At 68.8% G+C, this 22,970-nt stretch carries 20 protein-coding genes; 10 read left to right on the top strand and 10 right to left on the bottom strand.

Annotated elements, in window-relative coordinates; all coding sequences use genetic code 11:
• Window positions 1-544 precede the first annotated feature (544 nt).
• From E3T55_RS06070 to E3T55_RS06085, 4 genes are all read left to right on the top strand, one after another.
• Window positions 545-2,218: an ABC-F family ATP-binding cassette domain-containing protein gene (locus tag E3T55_RS06070; protein ID WP_134518684.1), complete on the top strand. Its 1,674-nt coding sequence runs from the start codon at window positions 545-547 to the stop codon at window positions 2,216-2,218.
• A gap of 129 nt (window positions 2,219-2,347) precedes the next feature.
• A complete protein-coding gene (locus E3T55_RS06075) occupies window positions 2,348-5,626 on the top strand; it encodes a DEAD/DEAH box helicase (RefSeq protein WP_241992902.1) in 3,279 nt (1,092 codons plus the stop codon).
• Between the two features lie 113 nt (window positions 5,627-5,739).
• Window positions 5,740-8,100, top strand: coding sequence for a putative bifunctional diguanylate cyclase/phosphodiesterase (locus E3T55_RS06080; RefSeq protein WP_134518686.1), 2,361 nt, complete (start codon window positions 5,740-5,742; stop codon window positions 8,098-8,100).
• Window positions 8,101-8,145: 45 nt separating this feature from the next.
• Window positions 8,146-8,601, top strand: coding sequence for a GyrI-like domain-containing protein (locus tag E3T55_RS06085; protein ID WP_134518687.1), 456 nt, complete (start codon window positions 8,146-8,148; stop codon window positions 8,599-8,601).
• Here the strand turns inward: E3T55_RS06085 and mgrA are convergent.
• On the bottom strand, window positions 8,598-9,623 hold the full coding sequence (gene mgrA, locus E3T55_RS06090; RefSeq protein ID WP_134518688.1) for an L-glyceraldehyde 3-phosphate reductase: 1,026 nt from the start codon (window positions 9,621-9,623) through the stop codon (window positions 8,598-8,600). The genes E3T55_RS06085 and mgrA overlap by 4 nt on opposite strands.
• Before the next feature lie 48 nt (window positions 9,624-9,671).
• Here mgrA and E3T55_RS06095 point away from each other — a divergent pair, with 48 nt between their 5' ends.
• Window positions 9,672-10,058 carry a VOC family protein gene (locus E3T55_RS06095; RefSeq protein WP_134518689.1) on the top strand — a complete coding sequence of 129 codons (387 nt, stop codon included), beginning with the start codon at window positions 9,672-9,674 and terminating at the stop codon, window positions 10,056-10,058.
• On the opposite strand, the gene E3T55_RS06100 is transcribed toward E3T55_RS06095, so the two are convergent.
• The 4 genes from E3T55_RS06100 to E3T55_RS06115 are packed head-to-tail and all read right to left on the bottom strand — an operon-like array spanning window position 10,059 to window position 14,175.
• A complete protein-coding gene (locus E3T55_RS06100; RefSeq protein WP_134518690.1) occupies window positions 10,059-10,790 on the bottom strand; it encodes a glycosyltransferase in 732 nt (243 codons plus the stop codon).
• Entirely contained in the window at window positions 10,787-12,388 is a 1,602-nt protein-coding gene (locus E3T55_RS06105) for a bifunctional PIG-L family deacetylase/class I SAM-dependent methyltransferase (protein WP_134518691.1), read from the bottom strand. The genes E3T55_RS06100 and E3T55_RS06105 overlap by 4 nt, the downstream gene beginning before the upstream one ends.
• Window positions 12,382-13,608, bottom strand: a complete 1,227-nt coding sequence (locus tag E3T55_RS06110) for an acyl-CoA dehydrogenase family protein (protein ID WP_134518692.1) — start codon at window positions 13,606-13,608, stop codon at window positions 12,382-12,384. The genes E3T55_RS06105 and E3T55_RS06110 overlap by 7 nt, the downstream gene beginning before the upstream one ends.
• 54 nt (window positions 13,609-13,662) lie before the next feature.
• On the bottom strand, window positions 13,663-14,175 hold the full coding sequence (locus E3T55_RS06115; protein WP_134518693.1) for a Dps family protein: 513 nt from the start codon (window positions 14,173-14,175) through the stop codon (window positions 13,663-13,665).
• A 139-nt stretch (window positions 14,176-14,314) separates the two neighbouring features.
• Between E3T55_RS06115 and E3T55_RS06120 the strand changes: the two genes are divergently transcribed.
• Complete coding sequence (locus E3T55_RS06120; RefSeq protein WP_134518694.1) at window positions 14,315-14,881, top strand: MOSC domain-containing protein; 567 nt, start codon at window positions 14,315-14,317, stop codon at window positions 14,879-14,881.
• Window positions 14,882-14,912: 31 nt separating this feature from the next.
• On the opposite strand, the gene E3T55_RS06125 is transcribed toward E3T55_RS06120, so the two are convergent.
• The 4 genes from E3T55_RS06125 to E3T55_RS06140 all read right to left on the bottom strand — a co-directional run bounded on the left by E3T55_RS06125 (window position 14,913) and on the right by E3T55_RS06140 (window position 18,385).
• Window positions 14,913-15,857 (bottom strand): DarT ssDNA thymidine ADP-ribosyltransferase family protein, encoded by a 945-nt coding sequence (locus tag E3T55_RS06125; protein WP_134518695.1) that lies wholly within the window; start codon window positions 15,855-15,857, stop codon window positions 14,913-14,915.
• A 238-nt stretch (window positions 15,858-16,095) separates the two neighbouring features.
• Window positions 16,096-16,803: an HAD family hydrolase gene (locus E3T55_RS06130; protein WP_241992903.1), complete on the bottom strand. Its 708-nt coding sequence runs from the start codon at window positions 16,801-16,803 to the stop codon at window positions 16,096-16,098.
• 46 nt (window positions 16,804-16,849) lie between these two features.
• On the bottom strand, window positions 16,850-17,566 hold the full coding sequence (locus E3T55_RS06135) for an endonuclease/exonuclease/phosphatase family protein (RefSeq protein WP_134518696.1): 717 nt from the start codon (window positions 17,564-17,566) through the stop codon (window positions 16,850-16,852).
• 51 nt (window positions 17,567-17,617) lie between these two features.
• Complete coding sequence (locus tag E3T55_RS06140; protein ID WP_134518697.1) at window positions 17,618-18,385, bottom strand: TY-Chap2 family putative peptide chaperone; 768 nt, start codon at window positions 18,383-18,385, stop codon at window positions 17,618-17,620.
• A gap of 141 nt (window positions 18,386-18,526) precedes the next feature.
• Here E3T55_RS06140 and E3T55_RS06145 point away from each other — a divergent pair, with 141 nt between their 5' ends.
• From E3T55_RS06145 to E3T55_RS06160, 4 genes are all read left to right on the top strand, one after another.
• The gene (locus E3T55_RS06145) at window positions 18,527-19,192 is read left to right on the top strand and encodes an NUDIX hydrolase (RefSeq protein ID WP_134518698.1); all 666 of its coding nucleotides are present in this window, start codon (window positions 18,527-18,529) and stop codon (window positions 19,190-19,192) included.
• 37 nt (window positions 19,193-19,229) lie between these two features.
• Window positions 19,230-19,829: a histidine phosphatase family protein gene (locus E3T55_RS06150; RefSeq protein WP_134518699.1), complete on the top strand. Its 600-nt coding sequence runs from the start codon at window positions 19,230-19,232 to the stop codon at window positions 19,827-19,829.
• A gap of 56 nt (window positions 19,830-19,885) precedes the next feature.
• Window positions 19,886-21,469 carry an alpha-amylase family glycosyl hydrolase gene (locus tag E3T55_RS06155; protein WP_134518700.1) on the top strand — a complete coding sequence of 528 codons (1,584 nt, stop codon included), beginning with the start codon at window positions 19,886-19,888 and terminating at the stop codon, window positions 21,467-21,469.
• Between the two features lie 149 nt (window positions 21,470-21,618).
• Window positions 21,619-22,032, top strand: coding sequence for a DUF1294 domain-containing protein (locus E3T55_RS06160; protein ID WP_134518701.1), 414 nt, complete (start codon window positions 21,619-21,621; stop codon window positions 22,030-22,032).
• Window positions 22,033-22,051: 19 nt separating this feature from the next.
• Here E3T55_RS06160 and E3T55_RS20700 read toward each other — a convergent pair whose 3' ends face one another.
• Window positions 22,052-22,915 (bottom strand): aggregation-promoting factor C-terminal-like domain-containing protein, encoded by an 864-nt coding sequence (locus E3T55_RS20700; protein WP_241992904.1) that lies wholly within the window; start codon window positions 22,913-22,915, stop codon window positions 22,052-22,054.
• Between the last annotated feature and the right edge of the window lie 55 nt (window positions 22,916-22,970).

The raw sequence follows: 22,970 nt of genomic DNA on the forward strand, positions 1-22,970 counted from the left end.
CGCTGCGCGGTAGGCGTGCCACCCGCGTAGCGGCGCAGTACCCGCGTTGCTCGCCGCAGGCCCCGAGGTGGGTCGGCGCAGTACCCGCGTAGCGGCGCAACCCCCGCGTAGTGGCGCAACGCCCGCGCAGGGGCGCAGCCCCCGCGCCAGCGGCGCGTCGAGGGGATGGTTTCTGAGCTGCGCGGGTAGTGCGCCGCTGCGCGGTAGGCGTGCCACCCGCGTAGCGGCGCAGTACCCGCGTAGCGGCGCAGTACCCGCGTAGTGGCGCAAGACCCGCGCAGCGGCGCAGCCCCCGCGCAGCGGCGCAAGACCCGCGCAGCGGCGCCGGGCTTGAGCGCGCCGAACTCTTCGCGCGCCCGGGGAATTTGTGGCAGGGGGCTGGAGTTGAGACAGTGGTGAGGGCATCCGTTTCTCGGAAGCACCCCGTGTCAGACAGAGTGAGGACAAACCGGTGAAGAACTTCGACGTTTACGCGTTCACGCGCTGACTCCTCGTTCCGCCACGGCGGCCGAGGTCAGCGCATCACCACGACCGTCGGAGCCTCTTGTCTACTCATGCCTCATCCCTCACCCTGAACAACGTCGGCCTCACCTGGCCTGACGGTTCGGTCGCCCTCAGCGGCATCAGCGCCACCTTTGGACGCGGCCGCACCGGCCTCGTCGGCCTCAACGGCTCGGGCAAGTCCACCCTGCTGCGCCTGCTGACCGGGCAGCTCACCCCGACGAGTGGCACGATCACAACGAACGGCGACGTCGGCTACCTGCCGCAGACCCTCACGCTCGACGTGCAGGCCACGGTCGCGTCGCTGCTCGGAATCCGCGGCACCGTCGACGCGCTGCGCGCCATCGAGGCCGGCGACGTGTCCGAGGCGAATTTCGAGGCGGTCGGCGACGACTGGGACATCGAGACCCGCGCCGGCGAGGTGCTGCGGGCCGCCGGCTTCGCGGGCACCACGTTCGCGGGCGACCTCAGCGCCGAGGGCCTCGACCGCTCGGTCGGTGAACTCTCGGGCGGCGAAGCGGTGCTCGTCGCGATCGCCGGCCTGCGGCTGCGCGGCGCCCCGATCACGCTGCTCGACGAACCCACCAACAACCTCGACGGAGACGCCCGGCGCCGGCTCGGCGACCTCGTGCGTACCTGGACGGGCGCCCTCATCGTCGTCAGCCACGACACGACCCTGCTCGAGCTCATGGACGACACCGCCGAACTGCGCGGCGGCACCCTCAGTATCTTCGGCGGTCCGTACAGCGCATTCCGCGCGCACATCGAGCAGGAACAGTCCGCCGCGCAGCAGGCCCAGCGCTCCGCCGAGCACGTCGTGAAGACCGAGAAGCGCCAGCGCATCGAGGCGGAGACCAAGCTCGCGCACCGGGGCAAGAACGCGCGCACCGACTTTGAGAACAAGCGCGGCTCGAAGATCGTGATGAACCAGCTGAAAACGAACGCCCAGGTGTCCGCCGGCAAGCTGCGGGCGGATGCCGACAGCAAGGTCACCGACGCCCGCTCGGCCCTCGACGACGCCGAGTCCCGGGTGCGCTCCGACGCGCAGATTCACGTCGACCTTCCGGGCCTCGAGGTCGCCGCGACCCGCCGGCTCGCGGAACTGCGCGGCACCAACCGCACCGTGATCATCCAGGGTCCGGAGCGCGTCGCGCTGACCGGGCCGAACGGGGTCGGCAAGACCCTGCTGCTCGAATCACTGCTGCCGGATGCCCCCTCTCGCGCCGCCCAGATCACCGCACCTGCCGGGCGGGCGACCGCGGTGGCACATACCGAACGCATCGGGTACCTCGCCCAGCGGCTGGACCGGCTCGAGGAGGATGCCAGCGTGCTCGACAACGTGCGCGCGGCCGCTCCCTCGGTGTCGGCCGGGGACATCCGCAACCGGCTGGCGCGCTTTCTGATTCGCGGGGATGCGGTGGACCGGCCGGTGCGGAGCCTCTCCGGCGGGGAACGGTTTCGGGTCGCGCTCGCCTGTCTGCTGCTGGCCGACCCGCCGTCGCAGCTGCTCGTGCTCGACGAACCCACCAACAACCTCGATCTGCAGAGCGTTGACCAGCTGGTCGGCGCGCTCAGCCAGTACCGTGGCGGGCTGCTCGTGGTCAGCCACGACGACGCCTTTCTCGCCCGGCTCGGCATCGCGAGCTGGCTGGCACTGGATGCCGCTGGCCGGCTGGAAGACCTCAGTCCCCCAAGCGTGGAGCCCCTCCGGCACTGAGGTACGGACTTCGTGCCCTCCCGGGCCAGGCCAAGGCACGAAGTCCGCACCTCACCGAAAGAACCAACCCCGCAACCCCGGGAAGGCCGGCCGGCGGTCGGGTGTCGCGCCCGGATGAGACGATGGAGCGTGCCCGAATCCGTGACCCCGCCCGAGAGGGGCGCCGACAGCACCATAGACAGCACCACCGAGAGCGCCGCCGCGTGGCGAAGCGTGCTCGGGGTGGCCGCAGGGCCGGGGGCGGCATCCGCTCCGACGAGTTTTGGGCGGATGATGGCGGCCCCGAAGACCGGTCGCCCGGCCTCGATGGCCCTGCAGTTCGAGCTGCGAGAGCAGACCCCGCACACCTCAGAGCGCTGGCGTGGCCCGACCGCGCGCACGGTGACGCGGGTGCAGCCCGGTCACGGAGACTTTCGTCTCGGTGTGCGTCCGCTGCTGCAGAACGCTCGCGGCAGCTGGGTGCGCGGCGATCTCGCGTGGAGCAAGCTCTCGACGCAGGCGGCCGCACTGAACCTGAACCGTGAGCACCACCGCTGGTTCTGCGAGTTCGTGGCCGTGTACCGAGCGCTGCGCGGCGTCTATTACAGTCGGGAAACCGACTGGCTCTACCTCGACGACTTCACCAGCCCGCTGCTCTGGCACCTGCTCGCCGAGGGCGCCGCGCTCGGCATCGACCTGCGCACGAGCGCCAAGGACGGGGTCGTGACGGTCGGATCCGGCGCCTCCGTCAGCCTCGATGTGCGGGCGCCAGCCGCCGACACCGCGCTTCACCTCAGCACCCGGCTGACAATTGACGACGAACCGCACCCGTGCGAGTTCGCGGGCGCCATCGGCACGCACGGCCTCTACAGCTATCGGCTCACTCCCCCGCCCGTGTTCACACTCGCGCCGACGGGCGTGCCGCTGTCGCACGAGCAGCGTCGCCTGCTCGGACAGCCGGCCTCCATCGAGGTGCCGGCCCCCGACGTCGATGAGTTTCTCGGCGAGTTCTATCCGAGGCTGCGCACCAGAATGCCCATTACCAGCACGGATGCCTCGGTTCGCCTGCCCGAGATCGTGCCGCCGCGCCTGGTGCTCACGATTCGGTTCGCCGCGCGTCAGAGCCTGCACCTCGACTGGCATTGGGAGTACAGCACCGGATCAACCGTGCTGCAGGTGCCATTTGCCGACGTGCTCACTGATCTGCGGGCCGGTGGGCTGAACGGCACGCGGGGCGGCCCGGCCGGAGCGCCGGGCGACGACACTCGCGATGGCGCCCACGAACGTGCGCTCACGGCTCAGGTCGCCCATATTCTCGCGGGCGAGGCCGCTGACGCCGCTGACGCCGCTGACGATGCCGACCGGGCCGACCCCGCCGAGCCGAGTCCCCTGCGGCCCGGCGGCACCGTGATCGCGCTGCCGCCGCTTCTGTCCGGCACGCTGCGCGGCATCGACGCCGCACAGTTCGCCGCCACGATCCTGCCTCACCTGCGCGCGCTGCGCGGGGTGCGGGTCGATACGGTCGGCGCCGAACCCGACTACCGCGAACTCACCGACGTGCCGAAACTGACCGTGACAACGGTCGAAACCGACCAGCGCGACTGGTTCGACCTCGGCGTGATCGTCACGGTGAACGGCAAAACCGTGCCGTTCAGCACCCTGTTCGCCGCCCTGTCGCAGGGCCGCAAACGGCTGCTGCTCATCGACAACAGCTATCTCTCGCTGCAGCAGCCGGTTTTCGCTCAGCTGCACGACCTGATCGATGACGCCCGCGCCCTGCCGGAATGGGAAACCGGCCTGCGCATCAGCCGTTACCAGGCCAGCCTCTGGAGCGACTTCGAAGACCTCGCCGACGAGGCCCTGCCCGCCCAGGCCTGGCGCGCCGCGGTCGACGGCCTGCTCGAACTGCTGCCCGCGAACCCGGCCGGTGCGTCGGCATCCGCTCTCGCCCGTGTCCCGCTCCCCGTGGGCGTTCTCGCGACCCTGCGCCCGTATCAGCACGACGGATACGCCTGGCTGGCCTTTCTCTGGAAACACCAACTCGGCGGGGTGCTCGCCGACGACATGGGCCTCGGCAAGACGCTGCAGACCCTCTCCCTGATCGAACACGCCACTCGCGAGCCGCGCACCGCCCCCGGTAACGTCCCCGAGCACGACGCGGTGACCGGCCGCCGGCCGTTTCTGGTGGTGGCGCCGACATCCGTCGTCTCGAACTGGCTGACCGAGGCCGCCCGCTTCACCCCCGGGCTGCGCGTGCACGCGGTCACGGCGACCGCGGGGCGCGGTGCGGCACTGACGGATGCCGCCGCCCGCTCCGACGTCATCGTCACCTCGTACGCGCTGTTCCGCCTCGATTTTGCCGCCTATCAGGAGTTGACGTGGGCCGGACTGATTCTCGACGAGGCCCAGTTCGTGAAAAACAGCACCGCGAAGGTGCACGCCTGCGCGCGGGACCTCGATACCCCGTTCAAACTCGCGCTGACCGGTACGCCGATGGAAAACAGTCTGCTGGACCTCTGGGCGCTCTTCAGCATCGTGGCGCCCGGGCTGTTTCCCTCGGCGCGGCGGTTCACCGAGAAGTACCTGCGCCCGATCGAGCGCGGCGAGAGCCCGCACGTGCTGACCCGGCTGCGGCGGCGCATCCGTCCGTTGATGCTGCGGCGCACCAAGGAACTCGTCGCGACGGAGCTTCCGCCCAAGCAGGAGCAGCGCCTGAGCGTCGATCTGAACCCACGCCATCTGAAGCTGTACGACACGTTTCTGCAGCGCGAACGGCAGAAGCTGCTGGGCCTGCTCGACGACCTCGACAAGAACCGATTCATCATCTTTCGCTCGCTGACGCTGCTTCGCCTGTTGAGCCTTGACCCGTCGCTCGTCGATGAGAAGTACGCCGGGGTGCCGTCGAGCAAGCTCGACGCCCTGTTCGACCAGCTCGACGACGTCGTCGAGGGGCACCGGGCGTTGATCTTCAGCCAGTTCACGTCGTTCCTGAAGAAGGCGGCGGCCCGACTCGACGCGCAGGGCATCGCCTACTGCTACCTCGACGGCTCGACCCGCGATCGGGCGGCCGTCATCGACTCGTTCAAGACCGGTACCGCGCCGGTGTTTCTGATCAGCCTGAAGGCCGGCGGCTTCGGCCTCAACCTCACCGAGGCGGACTACGTCTTTCTGCTCGACCCGTGGTGGAATCCGCAGGCCGAAGCGCAGGCCGTGGACCGCACCCATCGCATTGGGCAGACCCGCACCGTGATGGTCTACCGCATGGTCGCGACCGGCACGATCGAAGAGAAGGTGATGGCGCTCAAGGAGCGCAAGGCGCAGCTCTTCAACGCCGTCATCGACGACGACGCGGTCTTCAGCGCCGACCTCACCGCCGACGACATCCGCGGCCTTTTCGACACGGAGGCCCCCGCCCACCCCCGCGAGTGAGCACTTTTCGCACTTCCCGGACTCGGGACGCGCGAAAACTGCTCACGCGCGTAAATCGAACTCCTACGGGGGGTCCCGGGACGGTAGGCTGATCGCGATGTAGAAGGGCCTTCGTGCACCGCAACAACCGCGTTGGCCCCGACAGACGCCACGGCCTCTTCACTGACGGCCTTTTCACCGACTGGTCTTCGGCCAACCCGATCACGGCCGCGGTCGCGGTGATTCAGCGCGGCGCGGCGCGCCACATCGCGAACCCGGTCGGATTCGTGCTGCTGGGCCTGATGTGGCTGAGCCTCGCGACGTACCTGCTGACCCTGACCGGGCCCGGCCGCAGCATCACGGCCAGCCTCACCGGCTGGCTGTCGGCAGTTCCCGCCGTTCTCTGCGTGCTCGTCTGCTGGTTCGCGGTCAAGCGCGCCGGCCACAGCAGGCCCGAAATCGCCCTGGCCGCTGTTGCGGTCAGCAGCACGGTCTTCGCCGACACCGTTTATAGCCTGTCGCTCAACGGTGCCTCGGCAATTTCCTCTCCCCTCGTCGCAAACGTCGGCTATCTGCTGTTCTATGTGTTTCTGCTCGCCGCGCTCAGCGTGCTCGTGCGCCGGCGCCTGCACGGCCTCGGCTGGCCCGTGCTGCTCGACACGGTCGTCGTCTCGCTCGGTGCCGCCGCGGTTCTCGCTGTCGTGCTCGAACCGGTGCTGAGCTTCGCGGTGAGCGCGGCCGGCGCACCCGCGAGCGTCGACACCGTGATCGGGCTGCTGTTTCCCGTCGGCGACCTGCTGTTGGTCGCGGCGATCGCCGCGATCATCACGTCGGAGTCCCGCCAGGCCGGCCGGCGCTGGATTCTGCTGGCCCTCGGCGTGCTCATCTTCGCGGCCGCCGACGTCGTCTACGCCCTCGGCCTGCCGACGGGCGAGTACATGGTGGGCAGTGTGCTCGACGCCGGCTGGGCCATCGGCCTCGCCGTCATCACGCTCTGGGTGCACGGATTCGCCCACGACACACCGAAACCGCACAACCTGAACAGTGCCTGGTGGACCGTGCTGACCCCGGTCGCGGCGACGATCGCCGGGCTGAGCGTGCTGCTGCTCGGCACTCAGACCGCGCTGTCCCCGCTGCCCCTGATTCTGGCCGGGCTGAGCCTGGTCGTGGCGACGATCCCGGTGGCCTACCGCCAACAGATCGCCCACCGTCTCGCCAGAACAGACGACCTCACCGGGCTGCTCAACCGTCGCGCTTTTCGAGCGGATGCCATGGATCGGCTGGTCGCGGATCGGCCGCACGCCCTGCTCATGCTCGATCTCGACCGCTTCAAAGAGCTCAACGACAGCCTCGGCCATGAGGCCGGTGATCATCTGCTGAATGCGGTGGGAGCTCAGATCGCGAGCCAGCTGCGGGCGGGCGACCTCGTGGGTCGGCTCGGGGGCGACGAGTTCGGTATTTTGCTGACCGACGCCGACCGGGAGCGCGCCATCGCGGTGGCGGAGCGCCTGCGTCAGGCCGTCGCCGAACCGCTCCTGCTGCAGGGAATCACTCTGCAGACCAACGTCAGCATCGGCATCGCGCTGCATCCGGAACAGGGCCGCGATCTGAGCCAGCTGCTGCGCAAGGCCGACACGGCCATGTACCGGTCCAAGGCAAGCAATCAAGGACCGCACGTCTATGTGGCCGCCGACAACCAGCACGGCGCCGAACGTCTGCGTACCCTGCAGGAGCTGCGTCTGGCGCTGCACGAGGGCCAGCTCGAGGTGTATTACCAGCCGAAGGTCGATCTGGCCACCGACACGGTCATTGGGGCCGAGGCGCTCGTGCGCTGGAACCACCCCGCCCGCGGCGTGCTCGGGCCGGGCGAATTTCTGGGCCTGGCCGAGGAGTCCGGGCTGATGGACGAACTCACCCGCATCGTGATGGGACAGGCCCTCGATCACGCCGCGCGCTGGCAGCACCGGGGACATCCGCTCACCGTCTCGGTCAACCTCGCGCCCGGATCGCTCGCCGACGACCACCTCGCGAGCTGGATCGGCGACCTGCTCGCCGCTCGCAGCCTGCCGAGCGAGCTTCTCATGCTCGAGATCACCGAAGAATTTCTGATCGCCGACCGACCGCGCGCGCAGGCCATTCTCGGCAGACTCCGACAGCGCGGCATCCGCATTTCCATCGACGATTTCGGCACCGGCTACAGCTCGCTCGCCTACCTGCGTGATCTTCCGATCGATGAGATCAAGCTCGATCAGTCCTTCGTCATGCCCATGATGGAGTGCCCGCGCACCGCGGCGCTTGTCGCGGCGGCGGTCGGACTCATACACAGCCTCGAGGTACCGATGGTTGCCGAGGGCATCGAGAACGCCGAAGCGCTGGCCGAACTCACCAGGCTGGGCTGCGATGTGGGCCAGGGCTATTTCTTCTCCCGGCCGTTACCGGCGGCTCAATTCGACCGCTGGCTGCTCGAACGCCGCGCAGCAGCCGACGCGGTCTGACGTTCGCCGCGCTACAGTATCGGTGTCGACCGGTGGGAGAATCCGATGAACTTTGAACATGTCACGCTCGCACCCCAGCGCATCCTCGGGTATCACGCCACCGTGCCGGTCGCCTCACTGAGCGAGTATTTTCGTCCCACGCTTGACGCGGTCGCCCGTGAGATGGACGACCATGGAGTCGAGATTCTCGGACCGCCGACGGCCGTCTACCACGGCGTCATCACCGACTCGGTCGAGGTGACGGTGGGGTTCAGGGTGGCCGCCCTCGCCACGCCGCGCGCGGCATCCGTCATCGAAGACCTGCCGGGCGGGCCAGCCGTCGTCGCCGTGCACACCGGCGGCTACGACACCATCGGCGAGACCCACCAGCGCCTCACCGACTGGATCTGCCAACAGCACCTCGCCGCGGCCTCGCTGAGCTGGGAGGAATACGTCATCGGCCCGGCCGAGAGCCCCGACCCAGCGGCGTGGCAGACGCGGCTGGTCTACCCGCTCGCCTAGACGGCGCTCGAAACCGCCCAGAGGTTGATTCCCTTGTCGCTGGCGTGCTCGTCGATGGCCTCGAGCTCATCGGTGCTGAACGCGAGGTTGTTGAGCGCTGCGACGTTGGTTTCAAGCTGGGCGACGGATGATGCCCCCACCAGTGCCGAGGTGACCTCCGGGCTGCGCAGCACCCAGGCCAGGGCCATCTGGGCGAGGGACTGGCCGCGGCTCTCGGCGATCTCGGTCAGGCCGCGGATGCTCGCAAGCGCCTTATCGGTCAGCATCGTCTTCTTCGCGGAGCCGTCGCGGGCCACCCGAGAGTCCGCCGGGATGCCGTTCAGATAGCGGTCGGTGAGCAGCCCCTGCGCCAGCGGCGAGAACGCGATACAGCCGGCGCCGAGGTCTTCGAGGGTGGTGAGCAGATCGTCCTCGACCCAGCGGTTGAAGAGCGAGTACGAGGGCTGGTGAATGAGCAGCGGGGTGCCGAGATCGGCGAGGATGGCCGCGGCCTGCCGGGTGCGCTCCGGGGAATACGACGAAATACCGGCGTACAGGGCCCGCCCGCTCGTGACGGCGGTGTGCAGTGCCCCCATGGTCTCCTCGAGCGGGGTGTCGGGGTCGGCGCGGTGGGAGTAGAAGACGTCGACGTAGTCGACGCCGAGCCGACCGAGTGACTGGTCGAGGCTCGAGAGCAGGTATTTGCGGGATCCGTGGTTGCCGTAGGGCCCCGGCCACATGTCGTAGCCGGCCTTGGTGGAGATGACGAGCTCGTCACGGTGGGCCGTGAAATCTTTCGCGAGGTGACGGCCGAAGTTGGTCTCTGCGCTGCCGGGCGGAGGGCCGTAGTTGTTCGCGAGATCGAAGTGGGTGATGCCGAGGTCGAACGCGCGGCGCAAAATGGCGCCCTGGGTTTCGAACGCCGTGTCACCGCCGAAGTTCTGCCAGAGGCCGAGCGAGATGGCCGGGAGTTTCAGGCCGCTGCGGCCGACGCGGCGATAGGTCATGGACTCGTAACGGGCGTCGGAGGGCACATAAGTCATATGCTCATCCTGCCACGCAGATTCGACAGGCTGTAGTTGACTGGGACCATGCGGATCAACGGAGTGCACCACATCGCCATCATCGCGAGCGATTACGGCGTCTCAAAAGATTTCTACCAGAGCGTGCTCGGCTTCACCCTCGAGGCCGAGTATTACCGGGCCGAACGGCGGTCCTGGATGGGCAAGCTCGCCCTCAACGGCAGCTACATCATCGAGCTGTTCACGTTTCCCGACACTCCGCCGCGTCGCAGCGGCCCGGAGGCCCTGGGCCTGCGTCACCTCGCCTTCGAGGTCGATGACGTGCCGGCGGCCCGGGCCGAACTGCTCGGCCAGGGCATCGACTGTGAAGAACTACGGGTGGACCCGAACACCCACAAAGACATGTTCTTCTTTCGCGACCCCGACGGCCTCCCGCTCGAGATCTATGGCACCTGATCAGCGCAACGGTACCCGGGCATCCGTCGTCTGTGCCTGCAGGAAGCCGGCGAACCCGGCCGGTGCGCGCCCTGTCAGACGCCCGGAGGTCAGCACCGGCATCAGCGCGGTGCGAGCCTCGACGACGGGAACGGCGCGCAGCGCGGCAACCAGCCGTACGTCTTCGTCGGTGTCGACGCAGGCGAATCCGCCCGCGTCGACGTACCGGTCGGCCCGCACCCCCAGGTTCGCGCCGTGCACGTAGGGATGCCCTTCGCCGACTCTGTGGCGCAGCATCCACCGTTGCCGTTGCTCGAACGACAACTCGGTGTCGGGCACGACGGTTCCGAGTACGAGCTCGGAACCGTTTCGGGCAAAGGTGAGCTGGGTCGTGAGCCAGTTCGGAGGAACGGCGGAATCGGCATCCGTCGTCGCGAGCCAGAGGTGACGCAGCGAAGCACCGGCAAGGCCGGCGGTCAGCCGCGCGGCACCGGCACGGCGAGCCGCTCCGACCGCTGCCGCGGTGCTCACGATGGGCAGATACTTCGGCCAGTCGGCGGCGACACTCGCGGAGGCGTCGGTGCAGCGGTCCAGGACGATCACGACCTGCACCCTCGGTCGGTCGAGCGCGGGCGCGGCCCGTACCGCCGCGATGGCCACGGCGAGCGCCGTGAGGCAGCGCGGCAGCAGCAACTCTTCGTTGCGCACCGGGATGATCACCCCTACGCCATCGATGCGCACCGGCACGGTCACGACACGAGACCTTCGCGCTGGGCGACGGAGCGTGCCGGGCGTGGTTCGAATACCTCCAGGATGAAGTCGTATTCGACGTGGTGAACGGTGCGCTGCAGGCCAACGACCCGGGCGAGCTGGGCGTGAACCGCGTCGCCGGTGAGCGGATACACCTCCACCGGATGCCGCCAGTGACACGCCAGCAGAACACCGTCGGCGGTGAGACTCGAGCGGCAGTGCTCCAGCAATCGGCGCAGGTCCGCGGTGGAACAGTAGTAGCCCACCTCGCTCAGCACGATCAGGTCGAAGGAACCGGGCGGCCACTCCCGCGGCATGGTCAGCCGCTCGAAGACGATTTCCGGATGCCCGGCCAACCGTTCGCGGGCGATCCGCAGCGGTTCCTCGCTGATGTCGACGGCGATCACGGCGTCGGCGCGACCGGCGAGCTGCTCGGTGAACACTCCGATCGAGCAGCCGAGTTCGAGCACCGAACCAAACCGAGCCCGCGGCAGGGCGGCGAGGGTCAGCGCGCGCTTGCGGCGTTCGTACCAGCGAGACTCAAACCCCCACGGGTCACGGGTGCCGGCGTAGAGGTCGTCGAAGTAGGGCTCGGTCAGGCTGCGGTTCTCGGCCATCGCCCCGTGCAGTGCCGTGACGCTGCGCGCATCCTCGGCCGCATTTTCGAGGTAGGCCGCATTTTCGAGGTAGGCCGCACTTTCGCGGTCGGTCGCACTTTCGAGGTCGGTCGCACTGACCGACACCGCCGACGACACGGCCGATTGCGGTGCCGACGCGGCGCCCTGCCCCGCGTGCGCCAGCTCCGTGCCGGCGAGGGCCACCGACGTCTCGATGAATGTTTCGTACCGGCGCCCGAAGTAGGCCAGAAACCCGGCCGTCAGCAACGCCTCGTCACCGCGCTGGGGTGAGAGCCTCCGGGTCTGGCTGGCAAAGCCAGACAGCGCGAGCCGTTTCGACTGCTGCTCCGCGTCGCTCAGAGCAAGCACGCTCAGCGTGGCACCCTGCGGCCAGACGCTCGGCCACACTCCGGCCCAGACATCACTGCCAGGGGTGGACCAGTGCCAGGCCCAGATCGGGTACTCGAGCAGTCGAGCGTTCGCATCGGCGGCCGCGGCGGCGGCCGCATCGCCGGCCGCTGTATGGTCGGGATGACCGTCAGAGCGCCACGGCGCGATCACCCAGGTGTCCGGCCCGCCTCCGTCGATCGCGTGGGTGATCGCCCGCGTTGCCTCGTCGAGGTAGTCAGACAGTTGCCCGTCGGGCAGCTGAACGAGAACCACGTGGGCCGCCGGCGCCACCGCGGCGAGGGCAGCAGTCACCTCGGCCTCACGCAGCGCAGCGAGTTGCGGCGGCGTGTGCGTTCTCGAGTCGGGATGCGAGGCCTCACCGCTGCTGAGCACCACCGTCACGATCGGCAGCCCGAGCTGCGCAGCCCTGGCCAAGAGGCCACCGGCCCCGAGCGTTTCATCGTCGGGATGCGCCGCCACGACGACCAGCCGTGAGACGCCCTCGAGGGTGAGGGCGGGCAGAGTGGCCGGCAGATCGGCGGCCGCCCAGTCTGCTTCGGGGGTGCCATCGTCGGTGTGGGTGAACTTCACCATGGTGTGCCCGCATCACCCTCGGCCGAGTGCCCCCGGGTCGCGAGCAACAACCGTCCGAGCGCCGCATCGTCTCGTTCGGCGTGGTGCTGACGCACGTACAGTTGCAGATCGGCGACCCGTTGGGCATGGCGGGCGTCGAAGGCGAGTGGAGTCGGTCCGAGCGCGTGGCCGACGCGGCAGATGACCTCGTCGACCGTGCGGGCGACGAGCCCGCGCACCCGGGCCGCCAGCCGCGCACCGTCGACGCCGGTCGCGGCACCGGAGTCGATCGCTGCTGCGGCCTGCGCCAGGGTGGTCGCGCACGCGGAAAGCAACACATCGATCGCCCCGAGGTGCGCGAGGGCGACCTGATCGGGGGCGTGGTTCGGCGGTCTGTGCTCGGCGGCATACAGCTGACGAGCAAGGCCGACGGCCCCGCCAAACCAGCACGCCGCAACGCCGATACCGCCCCACGCGAACCCCGGGCGGCTCAGATACCAGCCGTCGGCACCGATCGGCCGGGCCTCGACGGCCGCAAAGTCAACGGGGCCGCTCGGCACTCTCGGCAGGCCGAGAGCCACCCAGCCCCCGGTGCGCACGCCCACACCCGGCTGGCGCAGGTCGACGGCGAACAGCCGTCGCTCGGTGTCAGAGGTGTGCGCCGTCACGAGAGCGTGCGTGATCGACCCCGCCAGGGAGCACCACGGCTTCGTACCGTCGAGCCGCCACCGCGCCGCTGGCCGCGGCCCGGCGTCCAGGCCCACGGCCTCGGGAGCCGCGCCGCTCCACGGCGCGGCGGTGAGTCGCATGCCGCCCGCCTCGGCAGCGAAGACGCCCCAGACCCCGGTCGCCGAATCGGTCATCGAGAAGAGCCCGCTCGGATCGATTGTGGCCTGATTCAGAATGGCGAGGGCATCGAAGTGCGCCTCGGCCACCCGCGCGGCGGTCAGGTCGATGGCCCCGAGACTCGCCAGAGTCTCGAAGAGCGTGGCGGTGTCGCCATCACCGATGCGGGGAACGGACCGGCCCAGCTTTGCGGCCAGCGCCAACGCCCGACCGGGGTCACCGCGCACGGCCGCGGCCTCGGTCACGACCGCCCCGAGCGACGAGCGTTCGGGCGGTGCCGCCGCCACTGCCGCCGTCACTGCCGCCGTCACGGTCGGCAGACGCACCGGCTGAGGACCTCGCGGGCCCGGCCGCGCGGCAGCGCTGCCGGGCCGTATATCCGTTTGCGTCGACACGGGTACTCCTCAAGTCGTTGGTGCCCGGGAGGTATCGAAAGCGCCGTCGAGGCGCTAGTCGCTGTTTCGGGAGCCGCGCCCCGAGGCGGACTTCGCCTGTTTGACGGCCGCGAGCTTACGCGGCTTGCGGGTTTCGGCGCTGACCATCCAGGCGTGCTGCTCAAGCTTCTCGATGAAGAGATGAAGAATGTCCGCGCTGGTCGGGTCTTCGTCGTCGACCTCATCGTGCACCGAGCGGATGTTGGCGACGGTCGCGTCGAGACGTTCGGTGATCAGGCCGACCGCGTCGGAGGTGCTGACCTCACCCGCGGGAAAGTGCGGCAAATGCGTGGTCGCCGTGACCGTCTCGGTTCGTCCGTCGGGTTGGGCGTCGAGGGCACGCATCCGCTCGGCGACCTGATCGGAGAACTCCCGCACATCATCAATGATTTCATCCAGCTGCAGATGCAGGTCACGAAAATTCGTGCCGACAATGTTCCAGTGGGCCTGTTTGCCCTGCACGTGCAGCTCAATCAAGTCGACCAGAACGGACTGGAGGTTGGCGCTGAGTGTGTCGGAGGCGTGCATGATGTCCTCTCCATGTGGTTGGGGGCCGGGCCGGCGGGGCCGCCTGCGACGCGACCATAGCACCGCCGACCGACACGGTCGAGGCTTGTCCGGCGCGGGTCCGGCGCGGGTCCGGTCGTCGAGGTGGCAGAATCATCCCATGACCCAGAGCGCCACGCCCTCAGCCCACGGCACGGTCGTCTCGGTGAGCCGCGATGAGCGGCACCGGTTCAGCAAACCGGCGGTTGCGAGCATCCGTCTGCTCACCGATTTCGGCGTCGAGGGCGATGTGCACGCGGGCGCGACCACGCAACACCGGTATCTGGTGAAGAAAGATTCGACCCGAGCGAACCTGACCCAGGTACACCTGATTGCGGCGGAACTATTCGATGACCTGCGGGCGGCGGGCTTCACGGTCGCCGCCGGCGAACTCGGTGAGAACGTCACGACGCACGGCCTCAACCTGCGCACCCTGCCGCTGGGCGCCCGGCTGCACCTCGGCACGGCGGCGATCGTCGAGGTGACCGGGTTGCGCAGCCCGTGCAGCCTCATCAACGGCTACCAGCGCGGCCTGATGAAGACCCTCATCGGCACGGATGCCGCCGGTCACGTCGTGCGCAAGGCCGGCATCATGGGCATCGTTATCGCGGGCGGCACCGTTCTGCCCGGGGACTCCGTGCGCGTCGAACTGCCCGTCGGCGAGCACCTGCCCCTCGGCGTGGTCTAACGGGCCCCGCACGGGCCTCGCGCGGGCGAGGCTACTCGGTGGTTTCTTCGAGAGCGAGAAACCACGGCGGGTACACGACGACCTTCGGGCGAAAGGACGATCCGGCGAAGAGGGGTTTCACGACGTCGCGCACCTTGTCGTTGGTGACGCCGACGAGGGTGACCAGTTCGAACGGAAACTCGTCGGCCACGAGCAGTTCGGCGTTCTGCAGTGCATCGGAGTCGGGGTTGGCTCGCAGCAGGCGCAGCATGCGGTCGGCCGCGGCGGCGGTCGACGCGAAGCGGGTCAGGGTACCGGCGGCGTCACCGTCGGTGATGGTGACGGATGACTCATCCGCGTCGATCGCGTCGGCGCAGCCGGCGAGAACGGTCTTGACCGTGCTGACCAGGATCACAAAGTCGCCCGCGTCGGAGCCGAGCGGGTCGAGCTCGAGGCGCGGGTCGGCGGTGTTCGCGCGCACGCTCTGCCAGAGGGCGGCGTTCGGCGAGAGAAAGAACGGCACGTAGCTCGCGACACTCGCGCTGCCGTCGCCGGCGACGACCGCGGCGCGACGAGCCGCGCGGGTGTCGGCGGTGGAGATGTCGATCGCCGGGTGGCTGTCCCAGCTGTCGTTCGCGTCGGCCAGCAGGGCACCGAGTTCGAGGATCGAGGCCAGATTTCGCACGTGGGTGACGTGGTAAATGCGCTGTTCACCCACGTTGTCGGCGGCAATGCGAGCACTTGTCGACCGCGCAGCGGCGGTCGTACGCGGCTCCCGCACGACGGCGGTCTTGGGGGCGGCACGCCCAGGGGACTTCGCCGCGGTGCGGGCCGCAGTGGTCGCGCTCAGCGCGGTCGGGCGCGGGTCCCGCAGCGAGGAGAGCTTGGCTCGGCTCGCGCGCGGCGCCTTCACCACGAGGGCCGGAACGGGGGCGGCTTTGGGAAAACAGGAGGCGCAGAGTTCGCCCTCAAGCCCGTGGATACACTCGTCGTCCAAGTCAAAACCTCTCGTGTGCGCGTGGCGGCTCGCCGAGAAACGTCGGCTCCACCTCACCTCCCAACGTTACGTTGATTCGGTGGTCGGTGTCGACGCGTCCGCTGCCGATCCCGGATGGGGGGCACGCGGGCTCCCGGTACCTCGCGGCGCAGGTTTGTTACGCGGGCGCAGTATAGAAACTGCGCCCGCGTAACAAACCTGCGCCCCGAGCGGATGCCGCGGAACGAGTGCGCGAATCCTACGCGGGCAGGTGGTGCAGCAGCAGGCCGTCGGGCGTGACGCTCACGCGCAGGTCGGCGAGGCTCGCCACGACCAGGTCGGCGTCGAGATCGTGAGCCGCGTGCGTGCCGGTGACACCGATCGTGGCGCATCCTGCCGCGCGCGCCGCGGTCAAACCGGCCGGGGCGTCTTCGATCACGAGGCAGCGGGCCGGGTCGAAGCCGAGGCGGCGGGCGCCCTCGAGGTAGGGGTCCGGGTGCGGCTTGCCGCGGGGCGTGTCGTCGACGGTGACCACGACGGCCGGGGCGGCAAACCGGGTGGCGGCGAGGCGGACATCCGCTAACGGACGCGCGCACGACGTGACGATCGCGCGGCGCGCTTCGGGAATCGACCCCATGAGCGCGGCGGCGCCGGGCAGCACGACGATGTCGTCGGTGTCGGCCAGTTCGAGTTCGAGCACCCGGGCGATCGACGTTTCGACCTGCTCGGCCGCCACCAGGGAGGCGAGCAGCGCCCGCGCCGGCAGGCCGTGACCGCGCTCACGGAACGACGGGTCGACCCCGAATTCGCTCGCCCAGCGCAGCCAGGACCGCACCACCGCGGGTGTGGAGTCGATGAGGGTGCCGTCCATATCGAAGAGCACGGCGTCGAAGACGCGCCCGTCGAGCACCGCGTCGAAGACGCGCCCGTCGAGCACGGGCTGGCCCGCTGAATCATTCTTCTGCACGCTGAGTCCTTCGGTCAGATCGGGTGGGGCGGATGCGGCGACCCGGTCAGATCGTGAATTCGGCGTCGGCAACGCTCGGGTGAGCGGCGAGCTGCTCGGGATACGAGGAAGTGACCAGAATCGGCTTGTGGTCGCTCAGGCCGATCGGCAGCGTTTCGACGTTGTCGATCGTGAGGCCCACGGAGGTGGCCAGGTCAAAGTGTCCGCTGAAGAACTTGTAGCGGGTGTACGTCTTGGTATCGCTGAAGGTGAGGTCGTACCCGCTCTTGTTGACCTTGTCGCCGAGCTTGGCCCGAAAGTACGGGTAGTTGTAGTCGCCCACCATCAGGGTCGGCAGCCCCGGCCCGAGCTCGTGCAGTTCTTCGTGGGCCGTGCGAATCTGATTGCGCCGCAACGAGTTGAGCGCGGTCAGGGGCGCGGCGTGAAAGGAGGCGACGACGATCTCTCGCTGCGCGGCGGTATCCACCAGTCGGGTACCGATCAGGCGCTCGTGGGCCGGAGTCAACACGAGGTCGTGCAGCGACTTCTTGAGCGCGAAAGACTGCGTCTTGATCGCCTCAAACCGGTCTTTGCGGTAGTAGATGGCCAGGCCGAGCCGGTTGCGCTGGGTGGAATCGGCCAGGTGCATGAGGCCGACCTCGGCGGGGAGATCCAGGGTGTCGCACTCTTGCAGACACAGCAGATCGGGGTCGTACCGCTCCGACAACGCAAGGAGTTCTCCGCTGGCACGATTCTTGCGGAGGTTATAGCTGATTACCCTCATGACACCTGTCTCAGACTCAGTGGGTGGAATACCAGCCTACGACTCGCCCGGTCATGGCAGGTACGGGCCGAGGATGCGTGCCGTGATGAGGGCGAGTTCCCGGCCGCATTCCTCGTAGAACGGAAGCAGCGCGGTCGACCCCAGCACGGTGTGCACGACGCCCGCGGTGTCGAAGATCGCAATGGGCTCGTCGTCACGCAGCAGCGCCCAGAACGGCTGGCGAAAGAGGGTCGACTGGGCCCGGTGCTCGGCCAGCAGATACGTGCGGGCGTAGAGTCCGCGCGGCACCGCCGTTGACGGGAACCCCTCAAAGAGCGGCCCGCCCGGGCTGCCCGGCACGTCGGCGACGGAGATCGGGGCGGGCACCGCGCACCATTCGTGCGGGTCGTCGAGGGCGGTGGCCAGGGCGCTCGCAATCACACGGTAGACGAGGGTGTGCGGGGTCGCTGCCGAGGTGACGTTGGGGCTGTCCAGGCCCAGTGCCGCTTCGAGCTGCACGACAATGTCGAGGGGGCCGACGGCGGCGAAGATCTGCGGCCAGCTGAGGGTCTGCGGCGACCCGGCCACCCGGTATTCGATCCCCTCGGCGAGGTCGAACTGCACCTGCATGTCGTCACCCTCATCGTGTACGCGCAGCAGCCAGCGCCGTTCGCACTCTTCGAGGCCCGCCGGCTCGGAGCGGGCATCCACGTCGGTCATCGTCATCAGCAGGTGCGGATGACGGCGCACCAATTCACTCCCGACCCACCACATCTGGGCCGTGAGAAAACGTTCCGCCAGCGGAAGATCGGGGCCTTCGCCCCGATTCCATCTCTGCATACCTCTCCCCCGCTCCCTGCCAGTGTGCGCTCTGCCGGCCCGCAGCGCGAGCAATTCGGGCGGATTGCCCCGGAATCGCCGGACCCGACCGCGAGGGCGGGGAATCCGGCGCGTGATGACTCAGTTCTGAGACAATAGAGGATGTCCGCGAATCGCGATTCCGCCCAGAAACGTGCCTCCGCGCCTCTCACCGACTTCGAACGCCCGAGCGTGGCCGTCGACACGGCCGTGCTCACCGTCGCCGACGGCGCCCTCTGCGTGGTGCTCGTGCCGAACGCCGAGGGATGGCGCCTGCCCGGCACCTTCGTGCACGCCGGCGAGACGCTCGCGCTGGCGGTGCTGCGGTCGCTGCGGCAGAAGGCCGGCATCGAGGGGGTACACCCTCGACAGCTTCACGTCTTCGATGCCCCGCACCGGGATGATCGCGGCTGGGTGATGTCGGTGGCGCACCTCGTGACGGTGCCCGCCGCATCCGTCGCCGACACCGTGCTCGCCGGCAGCACCGTGCTGACGCCCTGGCACGATGCGCACGACGCGCACGATCTGGTCTGCGACCACGCCCAGATTCTGCGCATGGCCGTCGAAACCCTGCGTCAGTCCTATCGCACCCACGCGGACCCCGACCGGCTGCTCGGCACCGAGTTCACGCTCTATGAGTTGCTGCGGCTGCACGAGACGATCGCCGGGGAGCGGCTGGGCAAAGACACCTTTCGGCGGCACATGCGTGACCAGCTGGTCGAGACGGATTCCCATCGGCCCGGTGTCGTGGGCAAGCCCGCCACACTCTTCCGCCACGGCTCATCCTGATCGTGCGACGTAAACTTGCACGACAGAAAGCAGGCTCATGGCCGAGAACAACATCGTTTTGGTTCGACACGGTCAGACCGAGTGGAGCATCAGCGGCAAGCACACCGGGCGCACCGACATACCGCTGACCGACCTGGGCCGCCAGCAAGCGGATGCCCTCGGCGAGATGCTCGACGGCGAAAAGTTCGCGGCCGTCTGGTCGAGTCCCCTCGTGCGAGCCTGGGAGACCATGGAACGCGCCGGCTACGGCGCCCAGGCGGTGCCGAGCGACGACGTGCTCGAGTGGGACTACGGCGTCTATGAGGGCCTGCGCACAGACGACATTCGACTGAAGATCGACGGCTGGTCGGTGTGGACGCATCCGATCTGGAACGGCGAAACGGTCGAGGAGGTCGGCCACCGCGCCGATCGGGTCATCGCGGCGAGCGAAGAAGCGGATGGCCCCGTCGCCGTCTTCGCTCACGGGCACTTTCTGCGCATCCTCGCGGCGCGCTGGGTGGGGCTGCCGGCCGAGGGCGGCAAAAACCTGAGCCTCGGCACCGCGACGGTATCGACGCTCGGCTGGGAACGCGACAACCACGTCATTCAGATGTGGAACGACGCCTGCCACCTCAACTCGATGGACCCCGCCCTCTAACAATCCCGCGCGGAAGGTGCCCGGCGAGGTAGTCTGGCGCCGACAAAGGAGACACCGTGGGCGCTGTCGAACTTCTCGTGTACGCCGATCGGCTCGGCGGCTCGGTGCCGGCGCTGGGGGCCCTGCTCGACGGTCCGCTGCGCGACTTCGGCGGCGTGCACGTGCTGCCGTTCTACGTTCCCTTCGACGGAGCGGATGCCGGCTTCGACCCGATCGATCACACGAGCGTCGATCCGCGCCTCGGCACCTGGAACGACCTGCGCGCCCTCAGCGCCGGCGGGCGCGGCCTGACCGCCGACCTCGTGGTCAACCACGTCTCGTCGTCGTCCCACGAATTCACTGACTGGCTGGCCAACGGCGACGCTTCTGAGCACGCCGGCATGTTTCTGCGCTTCGACACGGTTTTCCCAGACGGCGCCACGGAAGAGCAGATCACGGGGTTCTACCGGCCACGGCCCGGGCTGCCCTTCACGCCGTTCCAGGGCGCCGACGGCAGTCGCTACCTGGTCTGGACCACCTTTCTGCCGACCCAGGTCGATCTCAACGTGCGGCATCCGGCGGCGCGGGCCTACCTGCGCCGGGTGCTGCGCGCCCTGGCGGCCGGCGGCGTCACCACCGTGCGGCTCGACGCCGTCGGGTACGCCGTGAAGTCGGCCGAGAATGACAGCTTCATGTCCCCGCAGACGCTGGACTTCGCCCGGGTGATCACCAACCTCGCCCACGCGGAAGGTCTCGAGGTACTCGTGGAGGTGCACGCCCACCACACCCAGCAGATTGCGATCGCGCAGATCGCCGACCTGGTCTACGACTTCGCCCTCGCACCGCTGCTGTTGCACTCCCTCGGCACCGGAACGGTCGACCGTCTGAAAACCTGGTTCGCGGTGAGGCCGACGAACACCATCACCGTGCTCGACACCCACGACGGCATCGGCATCATCGACGCCGGCCCGGCCGCGACGGCGCGGCCCGAAGCCCCCGAACCCGCCCTGGAGCGTGCCCTGGCACAGATGAATCGACTGATGGGAACGTCCCCCACGCCCGTTCCTCCCGACCTGCCCGACCTGCTGAGCCACGACGAGATGGCCGCGATCTTCGCGCGCGCCGAGCGGTTGACCGGCGGGCACTCAAGGTTGGCCTCGGTCGTTCCGGCCTGGGCGAGCCTGCCGCACCAGATCAATGCGACGTTCTTCAGCGTGCTCGGCGCCGACCCGGTCTCCTATCTGCTGGCCCGCGCGGTGCAGTTCTTCCTGCCCGGTCGCCCCCAGATCTACTACGTGGGCCTGTTCGGCGGACTCGACGACACCGCCCTCTTCGCCCGCACCGGCACTGGCCGCGACGTGAACCGGCACACATATTCCCCCGCCGAGATCGCTCAGGCCCTCACGAGCGAGATCACCCGGGCGCAGCTCGCACTGGTGCGGCTGCGGTCCACGCATCCGGCCTTCGAGGGCGAATTCTCCTGGTCGTCCCCGAACGCAGCGACCCTCGAACTGCGCTGGGATGCCGGCGCCGCGACCGCAGTCCTGCGCGTCACCACCACGGTCGGCGCCCCGAGTTTTCAGATCGTGCTGGCGGATGCCGCGGGCCGCGTCGTGCTCAGCACCGTCGCATCCGTCGCCGCCTGGCACCCGGCCGGCTGAGACCCGGTTGCCTGAGACCGGGATGGCTGAAGACCCGGATGTCTGAGACCCGGATGGCTGAAGACCCGGTTGACTGAGACCCGGTTGGCTCAAGCGCCGGATGGCTGAAGCGCCGTCGGTCGACGCGGCCGAGCCGTTACGCTCGAGTCATGGTTTCCGCACCGAAACGCCCCATACGGCCGCGCGCGCGCCGACGCTCAGGCTCGGGCTCGGTGAGCTACCTCGCCATCGTCGTCTTCGTTGGAGCGGCGCTCGTCGGGAGCGTCTTCTGGCCGGTGCCGCTCTGGGTCGCCGCGGTCTATGCCGTGGCCAGCGTGGTGTGCTGTGTGGCGTATGCCATCGACAAGCGCGCCGCCGTCGCCGGGCGGTGGCGAGTGTCCGAGAAAACTCTGCTGCTTCTCGGGTTTCTGGGCGGCTGGCCGGGGGCCATCATCGCCCAGCAGACGTTGCGCCACAAAACCCAGAAGGCCAGCTTTCGCCGGGCCTTCTGGGGCAGTGTGGTGCTGAACGTGCTGGTCTTCGCGGTCGTCGCGACCCCGCTGCTGTCACGGTTTCAGCCGTGACCGGCGAGCGGACGCGCGTCTAGTACCAGTTGTTGGCCTGGGAGTGCGACCAGGCCGCGCACGGCGTGCCGTAACGCGAGGAGCTGATGTACTCGAGGCCCCAGCTGATCTGCGTGGTGGCGCTCGTGGCCCAGTCGGTTCCGGCCGAGGCCATCTTGCTGCCCGGGAGAGCCTGCGGAATTCCGGTCGCTCCGCTGCTGGAGTTCACGGCCGCGTAGTTCCAGCCGGACTCCTTCTGCCAGAGGTTGTCGAGGCAGGAGAATTGTGCGCCGCCCCAGCCGTACTTCGACGACGCCATGTCGGCGGCGACGGCGCGGGCACCACCCGGGGTGTTGGCGTTGGCGATCATCAGCTGGCGTTCCTGCTCGGCGGCGGCGGCTGCGGCCTCGGCAGCAGCGGCGGCTTCGGCAGCGGCCACCTCGGCGGCGACCCGGTCGGCCTCGACCGCGGCGGCTTCGACCGACGCGGTTTCGGTCTGGGCCTGGGCGGTGAGCGTTTCGATGTCGCCGAGCGGCAAGACCTGGAACGATGCGAGCGAGCTGGTGACCTCGGTCAGCGCTGTGGTGTCGACCTTGTCGACACTCGCGGCCAGCACGATGTTGGCGTCGTCGAGCGTTGCGGAGGCCGAGTTCTTGGCGAGGTTGGTGAGCAGTCGATCGTGCTCCTGGTCGGCGGCGGCGGTGGCCGCTGCATCGGCCGCGGCGATCGAGGCGACGCGTTCCTGCGCGACGACCTCCGAGTTGATGGCGAAGCCGCCGCCGATAGCGAGGCCGGCGACGGCGAGAAAGACGCCCGACTTGAGCAGCAGGCGGCGGGGCCGGCCAGGCTTTGAGTCTGTTGTGGTGGTGCGTGAAGCGGTGTTATCTAAAGAGTCTGAAAGCATTACGTCCTGTAGAGCAAGCCCGAGCGCACGTGGGCGCCGGCTCACTGAGCGTCGG

Source organism: Cryobacterium frigoriphilum (assembly GCF_004403305.1).
GTDB classification, from domain to species: domain Bacteria; phylum Actinomycetota; class Actinomycetes; order Actinomycetales; family Microbacteriaceae; genus Cryobacterium; species Cryobacterium frigoriphilum.

What these genes read in the sequence shown, in the direction of transcription:
- E3T55_RS06085 (WP_134518687.1), top strand. Translation starts at nt 8,146, where the DNA reads ATGAACTTTGAACATGTCACGCTCGCACCCCAGCGCATCCTCGGGTAT.
- E3T55_RS06105 (WP_134518691.1), bottom strand. Translation starts at nt 12,388, where the DNA reads ATGGTGAAGTTCACCCACACCGACGATGGCACCCCCGAAGCAGACTGG.
- E3T55_RS20700 (WP_241992904.1), bottom strand. Translation starts at nt 22,915, where the DNA reads ATGCTTTCAGACTCTTTAGATAACACCGCTTCACGCACCACCACAACA.
- E3T55_RS06145 (WP_134518698.1), top strand. Translation starts at nt 18,527, where the DNA reads ATGTCCGCGAATCGCGATTCCGCCCAGAAACGTGCCTCCGCGCCTCTC.
- E3T55_RS06160 (WP_134518701.1), top strand. Translation starts at nt 21,619, where the DNA reads ATGGTTTCCGCACCGAAACGCCCCATACGGCCGCGCGCGCGCCGACGC.
- E3T55_RS06135 (WP_134518696.1), bottom strand. Translation starts at nt 17,566, where the DNA reads ATGAGGGTAATCAGCTATAACCTCCGCAAGAATCGTGCCAGCGGAGAA.
- E3T55_RS06120 (WP_134518694.1), top strand. Translation starts at nt 14,315, where the DNA reads ATGACCCAGAGCGCCACGCCCTCAGCCCACGGCACGGTCGTCTCGGTG.
- E3T55_RS06150 (WP_134518699.1), top strand. Translation starts at nt 19,230, where the DNA reads ATGGCCGAGAACAACATCGTTTTGGTTCGACACGGTCAGACCGAGTGG.
- E3T55_RS06115 (WP_134518693.1), bottom strand. Translation starts at nt 14,175, where the DNA reads ATGCACGCCTCCGACACACTCAGCGCCAACCTCCAGTCCGTTCTGGTC.
- mgrA (WP_134518688.1), bottom strand. Translation starts at nt 9,623, where the DNA reads ATGACTTATGTGCCCTCCGACGCCCGTTACGAGTCCATGACCTATCGC.
- E3T55_RS06140 (WP_134518697.1), bottom strand. Translation starts at nt 18,385, where the DNA reads ATGCAGAGATGGAATCGGGGCGAAGGCCCCGATCTTCCGCTGGCGGAA.
- E3T55_RS06095 (WP_134518689.1), top strand. Translation starts at nt 9,672, where the DNA reads ATGCGGATCAACGGAGTGCACCACATCGCCATCATCGCGAGCGATTAC.